14 protein-coding genes are annotated in these 13278 nt (G+C 48.5%); 6 read left to right on the top strand and 8 right to left on the bottom strand.

What is annotated here, in order from left to right; translation table 11 throughout:
• Positions 1–168: 168 nt before the first annotated feature.
• From JMA39_RS17600 to JMA39_RS17575, 6 genes are all read right to left on the bottom strand, one after another.
• Entirely contained in the window at positions 169–3393 is a 3225-nt protein-coding gene (locus JMA39_RS17600; RefSeq protein ID WP_202723188.1) for an efflux RND transporter permease subunit, read from the bottom strand.
• A 12-nt stretch (positions 3394–3405) separates the two neighbouring features.
• Positions 3406–4818, bottom strand: a complete 1413-nt coding sequence (locus tag JMA39_RS17595) for an efflux RND transporter periplasmic adaptor subunit (RefSeq protein WP_202723187.1) — start codon at positions 4816–4818, stop codon at positions 3406–3408.
• Positions 4819–4828: 10 nt separating this feature from the next.
• The gene (locus JMA39_RS17590; protein WP_202723186.1) at positions 4829–6196 is read right to left on the bottom strand and encodes a TolC family protein; all 1368 of its coding nucleotides are present in this window, start codon (positions 6194–6196) and stop codon (positions 4829–4831) included.
• 286 nt (positions 6197–6482) lie between these two features.
• Positions 6483–6887 carry a hypothetical protein gene (locus tag JMA39_RS17585; RefSeq protein WP_202723204.1) on the bottom strand — a complete coding sequence of 135 codons (405 nt, stop codon included), beginning with the start codon at positions 6885–6887 and terminating at the stop codon, positions 6483–6485.
• A gap of 188 nt (positions 6888–7075) precedes the next feature.
• Positions 7076–7252 carry a DUF3012 domain-containing protein gene (locus JMA39_RS17580; protein ID WP_202723185.1) on the bottom strand — a complete coding sequence of 59 codons (177 nt, stop codon included), beginning with the start codon at positions 7250–7252 and terminating at the stop codon, positions 7076–7078.
• A gap of 73 nt (positions 7253–7325) precedes the next feature.
• On the bottom strand, positions 7326–7697 hold the full coding sequence (locus JMA39_RS17575; protein WP_202723184.1) for a SpoIIAA family protein: 372 nt from the start codon (positions 7695–7697) through the stop codon (positions 7326–7328).
• Between the two features lie 194 nt (positions 7698–7891).
• On the opposite strand from JMA39_RS17575, the gene arfB reads away from it, so the two are divergent.
• The 5 genes from arfB (at position 7892) to JMA39_RS17550 (ending at position 10605) form a co-directional block, all read left to right on the top strand.
• Complete coding sequence (gene arfB, locus JMA39_RS17570) at positions 7892–8314, top strand: alternative ribosome rescue aminoacyl-tRNA hydrolase ArfB (RefSeq protein WP_202723183.1); 423 nt, start codon at positions 7892–7894, stop codon at positions 8312–8314.
• 150 nt (positions 8315–8464) lie between these two features.
• On the top strand, positions 8465–8920 hold the full coding sequence (aroQ, locus tag JMA39_RS17565) for a type II 3-dehydroquinate dehydratase (RefSeq protein ID WP_202723182.1): 456 nt from the start codon (positions 8465–8467) through the stop codon (positions 8918–8920).
• A gap of 9 nt (positions 8921–8929) precedes the next feature.
• Complete coding sequence (accB, locus tag JMA39_RS17560; RefSeq protein ID WP_202723181.1) at positions 8930–9391, top strand: acetyl-CoA carboxylase biotin carboxyl carrier protein; 462 nt, start codon at positions 8930–8932, stop codon at positions 9389–9391.
• A gap of 55 nt (positions 9392–9446) precedes the next feature.
• Positions 9447–10109: an SDR family NAD(P)-dependent oxidoreductase gene (locus JMA39_RS17555; protein ID WP_202723180.1), complete on the top strand. Its 663-nt coding sequence runs from the start codon at positions 9447–9449 to the stop codon at positions 10107–10109.
• A gap of 142 nt (positions 10110–10251) precedes the next feature.
• Positions 10252–10605, top strand: coding sequence for a hypothetical protein (locus JMA39_RS17550; protein ID WP_202723179.1), 354 nt, complete (start codon positions 10252–10254; stop codon positions 10603–10605).
• 7 nt (positions 10606–10612) lie between these two features.
• Here the strand turns inward: JMA39_RS17550 and JMA39_RS17545 are convergent, their stop codons facing one another.
• Positions 10613–11239: a DsbA family protein gene (locus JMA39_RS17545; protein WP_202723178.1), complete on the bottom strand. Its 627-nt coding sequence runs from the start codon at positions 11237–11239 to the stop codon at positions 10613–10615.
• 272 nt (positions 11240–11511) lie between these two features.
• On the opposite strand from JMA39_RS17545, the gene JMA39_RS17540 reads away from it, so the two are divergent.
• A complete protein-coding gene (locus JMA39_RS17540; RefSeq protein ID WP_202723177.1) occupies positions 11512–11946 on the top strand; it encodes a DUF3859 domain-containing protein in 435 nt (144 codons plus the stop codon).
• A 124-nt stretch (positions 11947–12070) separates the two neighbouring features.
• On the opposite strand, the gene JMA39_RS17535 is transcribed toward JMA39_RS17540, so the two are convergent.
• Positions 12071–13162: a linear amide C-N hydrolase gene (locus JMA39_RS17535; RefSeq protein WP_202723176.1), complete on the bottom strand. Its 1092-nt coding sequence runs from the start codon at positions 13160–13162 to the stop codon at positions 12071–12073.
• Between the last annotated feature and the right edge of the window lie 116 nt (positions 13163–13278).

Genomic DNA, 13278 nt, shown 5'->3' with positions numbered 1-13278 from the left:
CTTAATAAACACAGTACAGCTTAACGACTCGCGAACCGTATCTAAAAAACAAGATGCAGCGGTGATGGCAGACTAATGCGTCACCGCCATTATCAAGCTCTCTTTACCCTCCTTGGTAAAGAAATAATGAATAAGTCACGGCCCAATGGAGCCGTGAACAGACAAGCATTACTTACGACCTTGGTAGATCCAACGGTAAAGTGTTGGCAACACAAGCAAGGTAAGCGCTGTTGAACTAAATAGACCGCCGATGATCACCACGGCTAGTGGCTGCTGGATCTCACTACCCACTCCCGAAGAGAGTAGAATTGGGATCAAGCCAAGGGCCGATGTCAGCGCCGTCATCAGTACCGGACGCAGACGCCCAACGGTACCTTCGTAAACCGCATCATAGAGTGACTCATCGGTCTCCTCTTTAACGCTAGCCCGGCGCTGGTTAATCGAGTCCACCAACACCACGCCGTTAAGTACCGCCACACCAAATAGAGTAATAAAGCCGATAGAGCTTGGTACCGACAGATAGGTGCCACTGGCAAACAGAGCCACAACACCACCAATCAGTGCCAGAGGTACGTTAGCCATAATCAAGCCAACCTGTTTTACCGAACCAAATGAGAAGAACAATAGCAAGGCTATCAAGGCGATAGAGACAGGTACCACTAGCATTAGCTTTTGCTGGGCGCGCTGCTGGTTCTCATACTGACCACCCACCACAACGGTATAACCTGGCGGTAACTCAGCCTGCGGCACAATCGCGTAGATATCATTAACTACCGAGCCCATATCACGATCTGACACGTTAGCCTGCACCACCACACGGCGCTGAACGTCGTCGCGGCGAATGTTTGGCGGTGCCATCTCAATCACCACGTCAGCCACTTCACCAAGGCGCACAGTTGCACCGCTCACACCGGTAAGTAGTAGATCCTCTAAGATATCTGGCGAACTACGATATTGCTCACCTAGGCGAACATAGATGTCATAACGAGCGTTACCGTCGATCACCTGCCCAGCACTCGCTCCGCCAACACCTTGGCTAACCAGCGCCATGATCTCATCGACACTAATGCCATAACGCGCTAGCTGATCACGCTTAGGACGAACCACTAACTGGGCTTCACCACTCACCTGCTCAAGCGATACGTCCACCGCACCCGGGATCTGTGACACTAACTCGGTGAGCACTTGGCCGCGCTCAGACAATACATCTAAGTCCGGGCCAAAGATCTTTATCGCTAACTGCGCCTTAACCCCAGACAGCAACTCATCGACTCGAGTCGCAATTGGCTGAGAAAAGGTAAACAGTAGGCCTGGATAGACGTTGAGCTTCTCTTCCATCTTACGCTGCAGTTCAAAACGATTGGTCGCACTGACCCACTCATCAACAGGCTTAAGACCGATATAGATCTCGATGTTGTTCACTGGCTCAGGATCGCCACCTAATTCGGCGGCGCCGATCCGGCTAAGGGCATAATCCACTTCAGGGAATTCAAGCAGTAGTGCCTCAAGCTTAGGTGCAACATCCAAAGAGGTTGCAAGGCTCGCCGTAGGCGCCAGGGTCACACGTAGGTTGATGGTGCCCTCTTCTAGCTCAGGCACAAACTCAGTACCGAGTCTTGGTAGTAGCATCATGCTCATGGCAAACATCACAACCGCCGTGATTATCACCACTTTGGGGTGCGCCATCGTTGAGCTTAGCAGCTTACGGTAAACCGACTCAATCGGCTTAAGTACCGCACTTTCGCGCAGCACCACACCACGCTTAAACAGGTAGACCGCAAGCGCTGGCACCGCAATCAAGGCCACTAACAGAGCGGAGATCATCGCCAGAATAATACTCACAGCCATCGGCTGGAATAACTTACCTTCAACGCCCTCTAGAGCGAACAGTGGCGCAAATACCACAATGATGATCGCCGTAGCGAAGAAGATTGGACTACACACCTCTTTCGCCGCCAGCATGACGCGCATGGCAATGCCATTGCTAGACTCATCGTGAGCCACCGTCTGAGTACCATCTTCATCGGCGTGGTAAGGGTCACCTTCACCCGATGCACGCTTTCGAGCATTAGCCAAATGACGTCTATCAGGTTGAGTTAGGTGTTTGAAAATGTTTTCCACCATCACCACCGAGCCATCAACTAGCATACCGATAGCCACGGCTAAGCCACCTAATGACATCAAGTTAGCCGACATGCCAAAGTAAGACATCACTAATAGCGCCAAGCCGATAGAGACCGGAATGGATAGCAACACCAACATTGTCGCGCGGATGTTGACGAGGAACAGTGCTAAGATCACCACGATAAACACGAATGCCATCAACAGGGCATCACGCACCGTAGTAACAGCCTGATTAACGAGGTCTGATTGGTCGTAGAAGACTTCGAACGACACGCCATCAGGCAACGCCTGTTCAATCATCGTCGTACGAGCACTGATATCGTCGATGGTTTCTTTAGTGTTAGCCCCCATACGCTTAAGCACCACACCGGCGACGACTTCACCTAAGTCTTGCGCGTTCCCCGCTTCATCACGGCGAGTCATGGTCACCGCACCGACGCGAATTTCACTGCCGTAGTCTACTTTGGCAATATCACCCACACGTACAGGCGTACCAGCAACTTCGGTCAGTGGAATTTGCGCAATCGCTTTAAGTCCCGCATCTCCTGCTGGTAATAAGCCATAACCACGTACCACTAATTGCTCTTGGCCTTGGTCCATAAACCAGCCACCCGCGTTGCGGTTATTGCTCTCTAAGGCGGCGGTCACCTGCGCCATAGATAGACCGTAACTCAGTAGCTTATTAGGCTCAATTTGCACCTGATACTGACGCACTTCACCACCGAAAGATAACACCTCAGTCACGCCGCCCACAGGCATCATGATAAGTTTGACCATGTAGTCGTTGATGCTACGCAGCTCGGCCGCATTGACACCAGACTCAGGTGTAGCACGCAAGATATATTGATAGATCTGCCCCAAACCCGAGGTATTAGGACCAATTTCAGGCACACCGACCCCATCAGGGATCATCTCACGTGCAGCCTGTAACTGCTCAAACACCTGCTGACGCGCGAAATAAATATCCGTGCCTTCCGCAAATACCACGGTCACAATTGACAAACCGGTACGGGAAAGTGAACGCACCTCAGTCACCGCAGGTAGAGCGTACATCGCCGACTCGACTGGGTAACTGATCAATTTCTCAACTTCTTCTGCCGCTAAGCCTTCGGCGGCGGTGTTTACCGTGACCTGAACGTTAGTCACATCAGGAAAGGCATCTAAATTTAGTTTTGGTAGCATGGCTACGCTGGCAACAATCAAGCCGACCAGCGCAAGCACCACCAGAAGACGGTTGCGAACGGCAACGTCTATGAGTTTCTGTAACATTGCAGCAGCCTCTTAGTGATTGTGGATATCGAAACCAGATTTAGCCTGTTCAGAGGCGAGGAAGAATGCCCCTGAAATAACGACCTTGGTATCTTTCGCCAAGCCACGAACTAGGTTCATGCCGCGCTGACGCTCAACCACTTCAACCTCTAATGCTTCGAAACCCTCAGCACCCTCAATAAAGACCTGCCAATGACCATCGCTGCTACGAGTCAGTGCCGAATCCGGTAAGATCACGCCGCCTTTCGATGCATCCGGTAGGTACAGTTCAGCAAATTGGCCCGCGTGTAATACATGGCCTGCGTTTTCAAACGCCACCAAGATCTGTTCGGTACGGGTCACGCTATCAAGCTCATGTGATCGACCGATAATGGTGCCTTCCATGCTCTTGTCGCCAACCTTAACCACGGTTTTGCTACCAATGCTCACCTTCTCGGCTTGCGTTGGGGTTAACTCGGCTTCAACCCATAGGTGTGACTCATCGGTTAGCTGCATCAACGCCGTACCAGCAGGTACGATTTGGCCTAATAGTGCGATATCTTGCTGAACACGACCGCTAATAGGGGCAATCAACTGATAGCTACCGATAGTTTCTGGGGCATTAGCCAGCGCCTTGATCTGTGTAGGCGTCATCTTCATCGCCTCAAGGGTTGCACGCTTAAGCTCTGCATCCACTTGCGCCATTAAACGACGGCTAGCGCTAACGGCGCTGCTGCTCATGCGCTTCACACGACTCCACTCAGCCGCAGCATTAATATAATCGGCTTGTGCCTGAGCAACCGCTACGCCACCTAAGGTGAGTAGTACATCGCCCTTATTCACCTCTTGACCCGGTACCACGTTTCTTTTCAATACACGCACATCGACCTGAGGGGCAATGGTGACGGTTCTATCTCTATCTACCACTATGGTTGCTGTCGCTACATCTTCTAGGCTGAATGTCTGCTCACTAAGCTGAGCCACTTCAATCTTTGCCAGTGCTAATTGCGCCGCTGTTAGCTCAATACCATGAACATCTTCCTCCGCCTCTTCTGCGCCGTGTCCATGACCATCATCTTTCTTCTCTGCTTCATCATGACCGTGCCCATCATCTTTAGCTTTTACCTCTTCGGCATCATGATCATGGCTAACTTCATGGGCACTCGCTTCTTCAGCATTATGGTCGTGGCTATCATCATGGGCCGTCTCTTCTGCAGCATGGTCATGACCATCGTCTTGCGTTTGAACCAATACCACCTCTTCAGCGCCATGATCATGGCCATCCCCCGCAGTGGCAAGCGTTGGTAGCACAAATGCCGTTGTTAGGCTCATTAAGAAGCCAAAGCTCATGGCGCGTGTGACCGCATTAAGATCGAATGAGCGAGATTTAGCAGTGCCGTTAGTTAGCATCATTGTTTGTACCACTTCTTTATTGTTCGTTTTCATAATCAAAGCCTTAATTCACTTGAACAGAGGCTGATGCAGCGCCCTGAGTCGATAGTTGGCTATTGAGATAGCCTTCCAATTGCCCACTTGCTCCCATCCAGTTCAACCAATTTTCATAAAGGGCTGACTCGAGCGTTAAACCTGCCAAATAGCTGCTGCTCATCTGTCTTTGGCTCTGTAGGTAGTCGCTAGTATTGATGTCACCGGCCTGCCACTGTTGAGACAGTGAGCTTGCGGCCTTTGAACCGGAACTCAGCACTAACTCACTCCAGTCTTGGTAGCGCTGGGTTAATCTTGGAATGCTCAACGAGAATTGTTTCTGCTGCTGCAGCAAGGTACGCTCTGCCGCTAGGTAAGTCTGCTCTGCGATCACCACGCCTTGATTGGCGACGGCAATCGCCTCGCTATAGTTGTTTCTGATCTGCAGCGGAATAGACACACCGACGCCAAACTTATTCTCTTCACCTTCACGCTCGGCGCTAAGGCTGATACTGGGGTCGGCGCTGCTGTCAGCTTTGGCTTGCTCAGTGCTCACCTTGGCCACCAACACTTGCTGATAAGCACTCTTTAGTGCCGGTAGCTCTGGTGAAACTTGAATATGACTCGCCTGCACAGACAGTGCGTTTACGAAATCTTCAAACGGTAGGTCATACTCCCCAAATAGGGCTAACACCGCACCATCAGCGGCAATAGAGACTTGCTCTGCTAGCGCGTAATCGGCAGCATTGCTCGCGACATCGAGCTGCATCAGCTGTAGCTCAACCTGAGACATATCCCCCACCTCGGTACGCTGGCGAGCGATATCTAACTGAGCCTTAGCAATTTCAAACTGTTGACGTTGAAACTCAAGCGCCTTACGCGCCTGACTCTGGCTGGTTAATGCTAGCAGTCTATCGGCCAACATCTGGTTACGCTCAAGCACGATATTAGATAGTAGGATTTCGCTCTCTAACTGAGCGATACGCGTTGCCACGCCACGCTTATCACCCCAGTCGATTGTCTGGCTGATATCTAAGCTATAGGTGTCTTCACTGGCATTTTGGTAACCCAGTCCTAACTCTGGGTTATAGACAGCTTTGTCTGCCGCCTCAATGCTCATTAATGCCTGCTGACGGCGCGCCTCTTGAGCTTGCACCTCTGGCAAACTGTTAAAACGTTGCATCACTTGAGGAAGCCAGTCACTAAACTGAGCGGTTTGACTTGCGCTAGCGCCAATCTGAGCCTGAGCCCCAATCTGAGCCTGAGCCATAGCTTGGCTAACATTAGTCTGGCTAACATTAGTCTGACTAAGATTAGCTTCACCAACAATGGCTTGAGCAGCTGTTGCTGAGCCAGCAAAAAGCCCTAACAACAAACTAGCGATTATTGTTTTTTTCATCGCGGATCCTATCAACCCGGCAATATTAATTGATACAGCGATCCCTGAATCCAGATATGACTATCGACTCTATGGGGGGCTGAATGACTATTGCTCGGGTGTAAATCGATATTAGGTCGGTATGAAGTTCACTGCTTCGCAAGCAAACATGAATAATATTCAGTCAGCCAGGAACAGCAAAAATCACACAGTATTTTGATAAAGATTTAGCGAAGAGGAAATCAGGCGTTGGCCCATAAAGGCCATAGGTGGTCAACCACCAAACCGAACTTCAACCCCGATAGGATTAAACGATTGGAGGGCGATAATCAGGAAGTTGTTCTGGTGGTAGATACAGGGCATCTATGCTGTTGAGTGCGTCACTCACGGGCACTGATGGCACCATGGCAACAAATGACATAGTCGTCGCATGACCGCCATGACAAGGACAGTCTAAGCAGAGATCGAAATTTTTAGACTCGGTTTTACTCACGGTATGACCATGAGCTTGCTCATCGACACTCACACTCGTTTGTGGATCCAGTGAGCAGGTACAGTCGACACACTCACTCAAGGTGATAACCTCGGCGGTAAACTGCACATGAGGATGCGGCGCACTTTCCTCCTCATGATCTCCTAGATGCAACTGATGCGCGCCGATGCTGCCACCTGCAAATTGCAGGATAACAACGGCAATCAGCAGAGCTGCCATTCGATAGAGAGATTGAGGGGTAAATAAACGCAAGTCGCACCTATAAATTTAGTTTTAAAATCTTGCTGTTAACAGATTCTAACCAATATGACCCGCATCATAACGTAAAGTTCACTAAGAACAAGCTATTATCTAGCTCTTAGTGAACTCGCTCTCATTTTAATGCAAGTTGACTAAGCTATTGATATTTACTTAAATACACAATGCTTTGCATAATCAGCGGCTTCATTAGCCGACCAATCGCCTGATGGTTTTTCTTTCATCTGCTTACACCAAGCTTCGCTACCAACCTCAGGTGCGCACGCACTAAGGCCGAAAACAAGTGCGCAAACCAACGACAGTCCTGACAGTTTAGATAAAGACATTTGTAAATCCTTCTATATTTATACGCGACATTAAAAAGCAATCTTGACTAATGATACCAAAATTTAATCAAAATTAATCACACAGCTCGGTACGCGCTGCAATCCATTCTACGGCTAGCGCTTTTTGCTCTAGGGGATACCAAGCTACCTCACCTTGCATGAACGGCCCCATCAATCTGACTGCATTACCAAACCAATCAGGCCCCCCAACAAGCACTAGGGCGTCAAAGTTAGGTAGCTGCACTTCGCCGCTGCCCGCTAACGATTCATGCTGCCAGCCCTCGAGCAACACATCGGCTTCGACATAGATACAGGTCTTGCCTGTGGTATCGCGATAACTCTCGATTAGCGGCTGCATGATCTGACCATAATCTTTGGTCGACAAGCGCCCACTGGCAAACAAACTGATCACGCCCTTGGCAATATCAGGGATCTTACACAGCATAGATTGGCTCCATAACACAAAATCGCTGAAGCAATAGCTACTTCAATATTGCTTGATAATAGCAAACCCAGAGTGAAGGAAAAGTGGACTCGGCCCTTATTTACGCTAAAAGTCTGTTAATATTGACCTAAGGCAATCTAAGACCGAGTGTGAACAGAATTCCAAAGCACACTCGCAATAGTGGATGTGAATTTTTGGCAACAATCAAAATATCTAACTCAGTATCGATTCAAGACAGTGAACTAGAGTGGCAATTTATCCGCTCCAGCGGCGCGGGTGGGCAACACCTCAATAAGGTGTCGACGGCGGCGCAGCTGATTTTTGATATCAAGAACTCCTCTCTGCCTGAGTACTACCAGCAGCGCTTACTCGCCAAAGCCGATCACCGTATTACAAAAAGTGGCAAAATCATCATCAAGTGCCAACAGAGCCGCAGCCAAGATTTTAACCGCCAGACCGCACTGGAGCAGTTTATCGCCCTGATAGCGAGTGTAAACGCGGTGCAGAAAAAGCGCATCGCCACTAAGCCGACTAAGGGCAGTCAACGCCGCCGCGTCGATGCCAAGAAGCAAAAGGGAGCCACTAAGGCCCTAAGGCAAAATAAGCCCAGCTTTTAGTGCTTATATTCACGCAGCAGCTGAGAAATACTCACTTATTGTGTCATTCACTCTACAATGTTCGACAAGCAGCAGATTTTTTGTTGAAATCAACACTATAAGCGCATAATCACTCAGCGCACATTCAACGTGTATAGCAAGGGAATACTCATGAGCAGCCAAGCCAAGATCTTATTAGTCAATGGGCCCAATTTAAACCTACTCGGACGCCGTGAGCCTGGCCATTATGGCCACCATACCCTGGAGCAGATCGTCGACGATCTTAAGCAAAGCGCTGCAGCAGCTGGAGTCGAGTTAGAACACATTCAATCTAACGCCGAGCATCTGCTTATTGAGGCCATTCACAACTGTGACGCCGATATGGTGATTATCAACCCTGCCGCCTTTACCCATACCAGTGTCGCACTCAGAGATGCCCTGCTTGGTGTCGCTATTCCATTCATTGAGGTGCACCTTTCTAACGTGCACAGCCGCGAGCCGTTTCGTCATCACTCCTACTTTTCAGACAAAGCAATTGGCGTGATCTGCGGCTTAGGTGCCCAAGGTTATCAGTTCGCACTACAAGCAGCGATTGCCCGCATTCATGCGGCAGACAAACAAGGTTAACTACAATCCATGGATATTCGTAAGATCAAGAAGCTTATTGAGCTAGTGCAAGAATCTGATATCGCCGAGCTAGAGATAAAAGAGGGTGAAGAGTCGGTACGGATCTGTCGCCATAGCCCGGTACCTATGCAGACCAACTCGCAAACTTTCTTAGCACCTGCCAGCTCTGTGGCCCCAGCAACGCCTCGCCCACACACGGGGAGCAGTGATGACTATGATGAAACTGCCGATGATGAGACGCACCAGCTCATTTCGCCTATGGTGGGCTGCATTTACCTGACCGAAAAAGAGAGTCAGCGGCCACTGTGTACCTTGGGACAGAGAGTCACTGCCGGTGATGTAGTCTGTATTATCGAAGCCATGACCATGAGTAATCGTATTACAGCCGATAAAACTGGCGTGATCAGCGCGATTTTAATCGAAGATGGTCAGCAGATAGACTTTGGGCAGGCGATTCTCGAGATTGAATAATCTCACTTAATAAAGACAGCATCAGCAAACCGTTTAGCAAAGGATAAGGACCACCATGATACTCATTACCGGTGCCAGCAGCGGATTAGGTGCTGCGCTCGCCAAGCTGTATGGCAAAGAAAGTCCAATTTGCATCAGTGGTCGCAATAGCGATCGTTTACAATTAGTCGCTACAGACGTTGGCCAACCTTGCCAGACTCAAGTTACTGATCTTAGCGATGCCGATGCGGTAGCAGCCCTATTCAATAGCCTAACCACGACGCCATCGCTGATAATCCATTGCGCCGGCAGTGGTTATTTTGGTCCTATCGAAACTCAGTCTCCTGAGGCGATAAAAGATCTCCTCAATAACAATGTCACCTCGGCAATTTTTTTGCTGCGCGAGGCCGTCAGACGTTATAAAGATCAAAGCGTAACAATGGTGATGGTGATGTCGACCGCAGCACTGGTACCTAAAGCCGAGGAGTCCACATACTGCGCCGCTAAATGGGCGGTAAAGGCCCTAATTGAATCGGTACGCTTAGAGCTAAAAAGTAGTCCGATGAAGCTGATTGCCGTCTACCCTGGCGGCATGGTCACCGACTTTTGGCCCACCAGCGGCAAAGAGGCAAATACGAATAGCTTTATGAGCGCCGATGAAGCCGCTGGTATGCTCAAACAAGCACTACAGAGTACCGAGCACGGCTACATTAGCGACCTCACTATCGCCCGCGGCTAAGAGGCAATATTACGAGAGTCATATCGAGCAGGATAAAGACGCTAAATAAAGTGAAATAGCTGTCGTGTTTTCTATACTTATACCAGCTTAGCGTTTCTGATGCCGTATAGAGATCGGCTGTGTTCCTAATCAAGGAGAATGAATGCGAACTTGCCTACTCATGCTGGCTTTTTCAGTTTTATGCCTATTTATTGGCTATCACGCCTATCTGTTTATTATGCCCAGCGTAAAAGTCATTAATCAGTCTGGGCAGCTACTCACTCGAGTCGAAGTCAGCCTACCTAGCAATAATCTGGTATTTGATAATATCGGTCCGAAGCAGACCATGCGTATTCACCATAGCACCGAGCAAGCCGATGGCGATTATGCTTATCGCATCCGCTTATCGTCGGGGGCTTACATTAATGGCCGTTGTGGCTATGTCACCCACGACCAATATATGAAAGTGCTGAAACTCACCATCAATAACGATGATCAAGTGAGTTGTATTGAATAGTTAGAAGCTATTCGCTTAGCAAAGAGGCGATCTGCTGGAAGCTGGTTTGCCAGTTTTGATAATCAAGCTCAATAAGATAAAACTCGCCATTCACCAACAGGACTAACGAGGGGAACCCTTGGATAGGCAGATGCCGCGTGCGGCAGACCTCCTCCTCAAGTTTCGCCTTAGTCGATTCACTCAATAGCGCCTTGGAAAATAGCGCCTCATCAAGACCCAGGCCAACTGCAAGCTCGATTAGGGTGACGTTATCGGAAGGGTTTTTGGCCTCTAAATAGTAAGCTTGTTGGATCGCGAGAGTCATCTCTTGCTCAAGGCCCACATCTCTTGCTAACAGTGCTGCGCGGCAGGCTGGATAGGTAGAACGACGGGGCTGGCAATGATGCCAAAAGTCAAAGTTGAACTGAGTACCTAATTGCTCGGAGATCTTATTCCATGTTTGCTGCAAAAGTTGCTGCATCTCATCAGGCATGGGCTCGTCACTATCGGGGGCCAAGCCACCTAACTTATATTCGATACTGAGTTCAGGATAGCTCCTTTGCAACTCAGATTGCAGTGCAGACCAAGTTGGTCTATAGCCCCAGCACCAGCTACACATAGGATCATAAACGTAATACAGAATCGCTAAATTCATTAAATGAGAGTTTCCCAGTCCATTTGAGGACTCCTAGACTACCTAGCTAGATAAAAATGTCTAGTAATTCAAACCTCTGCACTCACATATATTGATATATTATGGGGAAAAACTGTGTTTTCACGGTGATTTGGCCTAGCCATGATTATTGAGAAAAAAACTATCTTACAAAAGCATCTTAGAGAACCAGCTTAGAAAAGCATCGCAAAACGTGAAAACTCCCTACCTTTTCAGTATCATATACACACCACTCATCAGTTACAGCCCAATAAGTGTCTAAACTCAAGCCCGATGTCACTATTGTTCGTAGCGGTATCTTCACCCAGTGGGATGAGGAGAGCAATAACCTACCCCGCCTATTAAAATCAACCATGCATGTACCAGCCGAGATAGATATCGAGTTTGGTTTTATCGCCCAAATCAAGAAAGCTAAGAATCAAAAACTGAAATACTGCATCTATCATCCAGATATCCCCGATGATAGTGGTCAGGTTCGTCTACCATTCGAAGGCGAAGTGTTTGTAAAGTCCAACGACTGGAAATTTTACCTAGGCGACACCATCTGGGCTCCCGAGCATAATAAAGTCGGCAACTGGCGCATGACCCTAGAGATTAAAGGCAAAGTCATTGCTGAGAAGACCTTTAAAGTGCACTTGAATGAGGAAGAAGACAAGATAGCAGCTTTTTGGAAGCACAGAGGATTTTAATGAGTCTTCTGCGGCAAAGCTCATAATGGCAACGAGTTTTAAGCGCTGCACTACAAACCTCGCTCACTTTCTAAGTGCGCATCCTTGATAGCTCAAGTGAGCCTTGAGCTATCATTTATCCGCTTTACTTAGTATTAACCGTCACCTCTTGATAGCTAAACTTACCACTGTCTAACTTCTGTTTATGCTCCTGCTTAGCGTTGAAATCCAACTGCTTCAGATCGACTCGCTTAATCGTGCTGTCATGCATGGTCTTATAAAACAACAACCCATGACTCTGATCGATAACCGAAGTCCACTGTGTAGCACTGGGCAACTCAGGTATATGAGACTTATCATTAAACTCACTGCCGATGGGAATATCAAAGTTATTTAAGATATGAAACGCCTGTGAAACGGCTTGTTCGGCACTATTTAAGGTAGGCGCCGTGTTAACATAAAACGCTGCGCGCACGAATCGCGATGGTGGCGAGATATCTCCGGGTAAACCGACAAAATTAGAGCCGACACCGAAAGATTGCGCTTCAACACCGTTAATCTTCTGTGGTGGGCTTATACCCGGATGCAGATTGATATAGTTATTTAGGTTGGTCACCTGCCAGTTGTAATCCGGCGAGTTAGTTAGCACCTTAGCCGTATTTTTATGGATATGGATTTTGCCGTGATCCATGATTTCAATCACTATGCTATTGCCCTGTTTATCTGACACACGCCAGTGCGCCGTTGGCGAAGGGTTACCATGCTGGTCGAAATAAACGGTGACAATCTTAATTTTATCTAATGCCGCCTCGACCTCGGCAACGGTTTCAAACTGGGTCAACATCCAACGCACAAAGTCCATATCGGTGATGTTATTTGCAGTCTGTTTAGGATCGTACTTGGCCAGCGAGCCATAGTTACGGAAATAGAATAAGCCGGCAGTCAGCCCTTTCTCATTAATCCCCTCAGCAATAAAGCGATCGTCACTCACCGAGATCCCTGCAAAGCCATATTGGCTTGTCCAGGTGAGGCCTTGCTGCTGATCCGGCATAGTCGAAGTGTATTGGTGATTACGAGGCGAGATAACAAGCTTGCTGTTGAGATCACTATGACCCCACTCTATGGTGCGAGCCTGGATCTGATCGTTAGCGCTAGTCGATAGGGTGATGCCAGTACAGGCACTCGCGTTGTAACTGAAAACCGAGGCAAAAACTAAAGCTAGTAGTGATTTTTTCATGATTTCAATCTTATACAGTTAGTATCAATTTAAGCGAAGGAAGATAGCGAGAACCGATGCTATTTCGTACCGTTCGATTGCTATCCGATAAGCTAAAAGTACACCCGATAAGTTGA

This window comes from Shewanella schlegeliana (genome assembly GCF_016765635.1).
Classification (GTDB): domain Bacteria; phylum Pseudomonadota; class Gammaproteobacteria; order Enterobacterales; family Shewanellaceae; genus Shewanella; species Shewanella schlegeliana.
Note: the sequence above shows the minus strand (reverse complement) of the source record. Positions and strands in the feature narration are given on the sequence as shown.

What these genes read in the sequence shown, in the direction of transcription:
- JMA39_RS17600 (WP_202723188.1), bottom strand. Translation starts at nt 3,393, where the DNA reads ATGTTACAGAAACTCATAGACGTTGCCGTTCGCAACCGTCTTCTGGTG.
- JMA39_RS17595 (WP_202723187.1), bottom strand. Translation starts at nt 4,818, where the DNA reads ATGAAAACGAACAATAAAGAAGTGGTACAAACAATGATGCTAACTAAC.
- JMA39_RS17590 (WP_202723186.1), bottom strand. Translation starts at nt 6,196, where the DNA reads ATGAAAAAAACAATAATCGCTAGTTTGTTGTTAGGGCTTTTTGCTGGC.
- JMA39_RS17585 (WP_202723204.1), bottom strand. Translation starts at nt 6,887, where the DNA reads ATGGCAGCTCTGCTGATTGCCGTTGTTATCCTGCAATTTGCAGGTGGC.
- JMA39_RS17580 (WP_202723185.1), bottom strand. Translation starts at nt 7,252, where the DNA reads ATGTCTTTATCTAAACTGTCAGGACTGTCGTTGGTTTGCGCACTTGTT.
- JMA39_RS17575 (WP_202723184.1), bottom strand. Translation starts at nt 7,697, where the DNA reads ATGCTGTGTAAGATCCCTGATATTGCCAAGGGCGTGATCAGTTTGTTT.
- aroQ (WP_202723182.1), top strand. Translation starts at nt 8,465, where the DNA reads ATGAGCAGCCAAGCCAAGATCTTATTAGTCAATGGGCCCAATTTAAAC.
- accB (WP_202723181.1), top strand. Translation starts at nt 8,930, where the DNA reads ATGGATATTCGTAAGATCAAGAAGCTTATTGAGCTAGTGCAAGAATCT.
- JMA39_RS17555 (WP_202723180.1), top strand. Translation starts at nt 9,447, where the DNA reads ATGATACTCATTACCGGTGCCAGCAGCGGATTAGGTGCTGCGCTCGCC.
- JMA39_RS17550 (WP_202723179.1), top strand. Translation starts at nt 10,252, where the DNA reads ATGCGAACTTGCCTACTCATGCTGGCTTTTTCAGTTTTATGCCTATTT.
- JMA39_RS17545 (WP_202723178.1), bottom strand. Translation starts at nt 11,239, where the DNA reads ATGAATTTAGCGATTCTGTATTACGTTTATGATCCTATGTGTAGCTGG.
- JMA39_RS17535 (WP_202723176.1), bottom strand. Translation starts at nt 13,162, where the DNA reads ATGAAAAAATCACTACTAGCTTTAGTTTTTGCCTCGGTTTTCAGTTAC.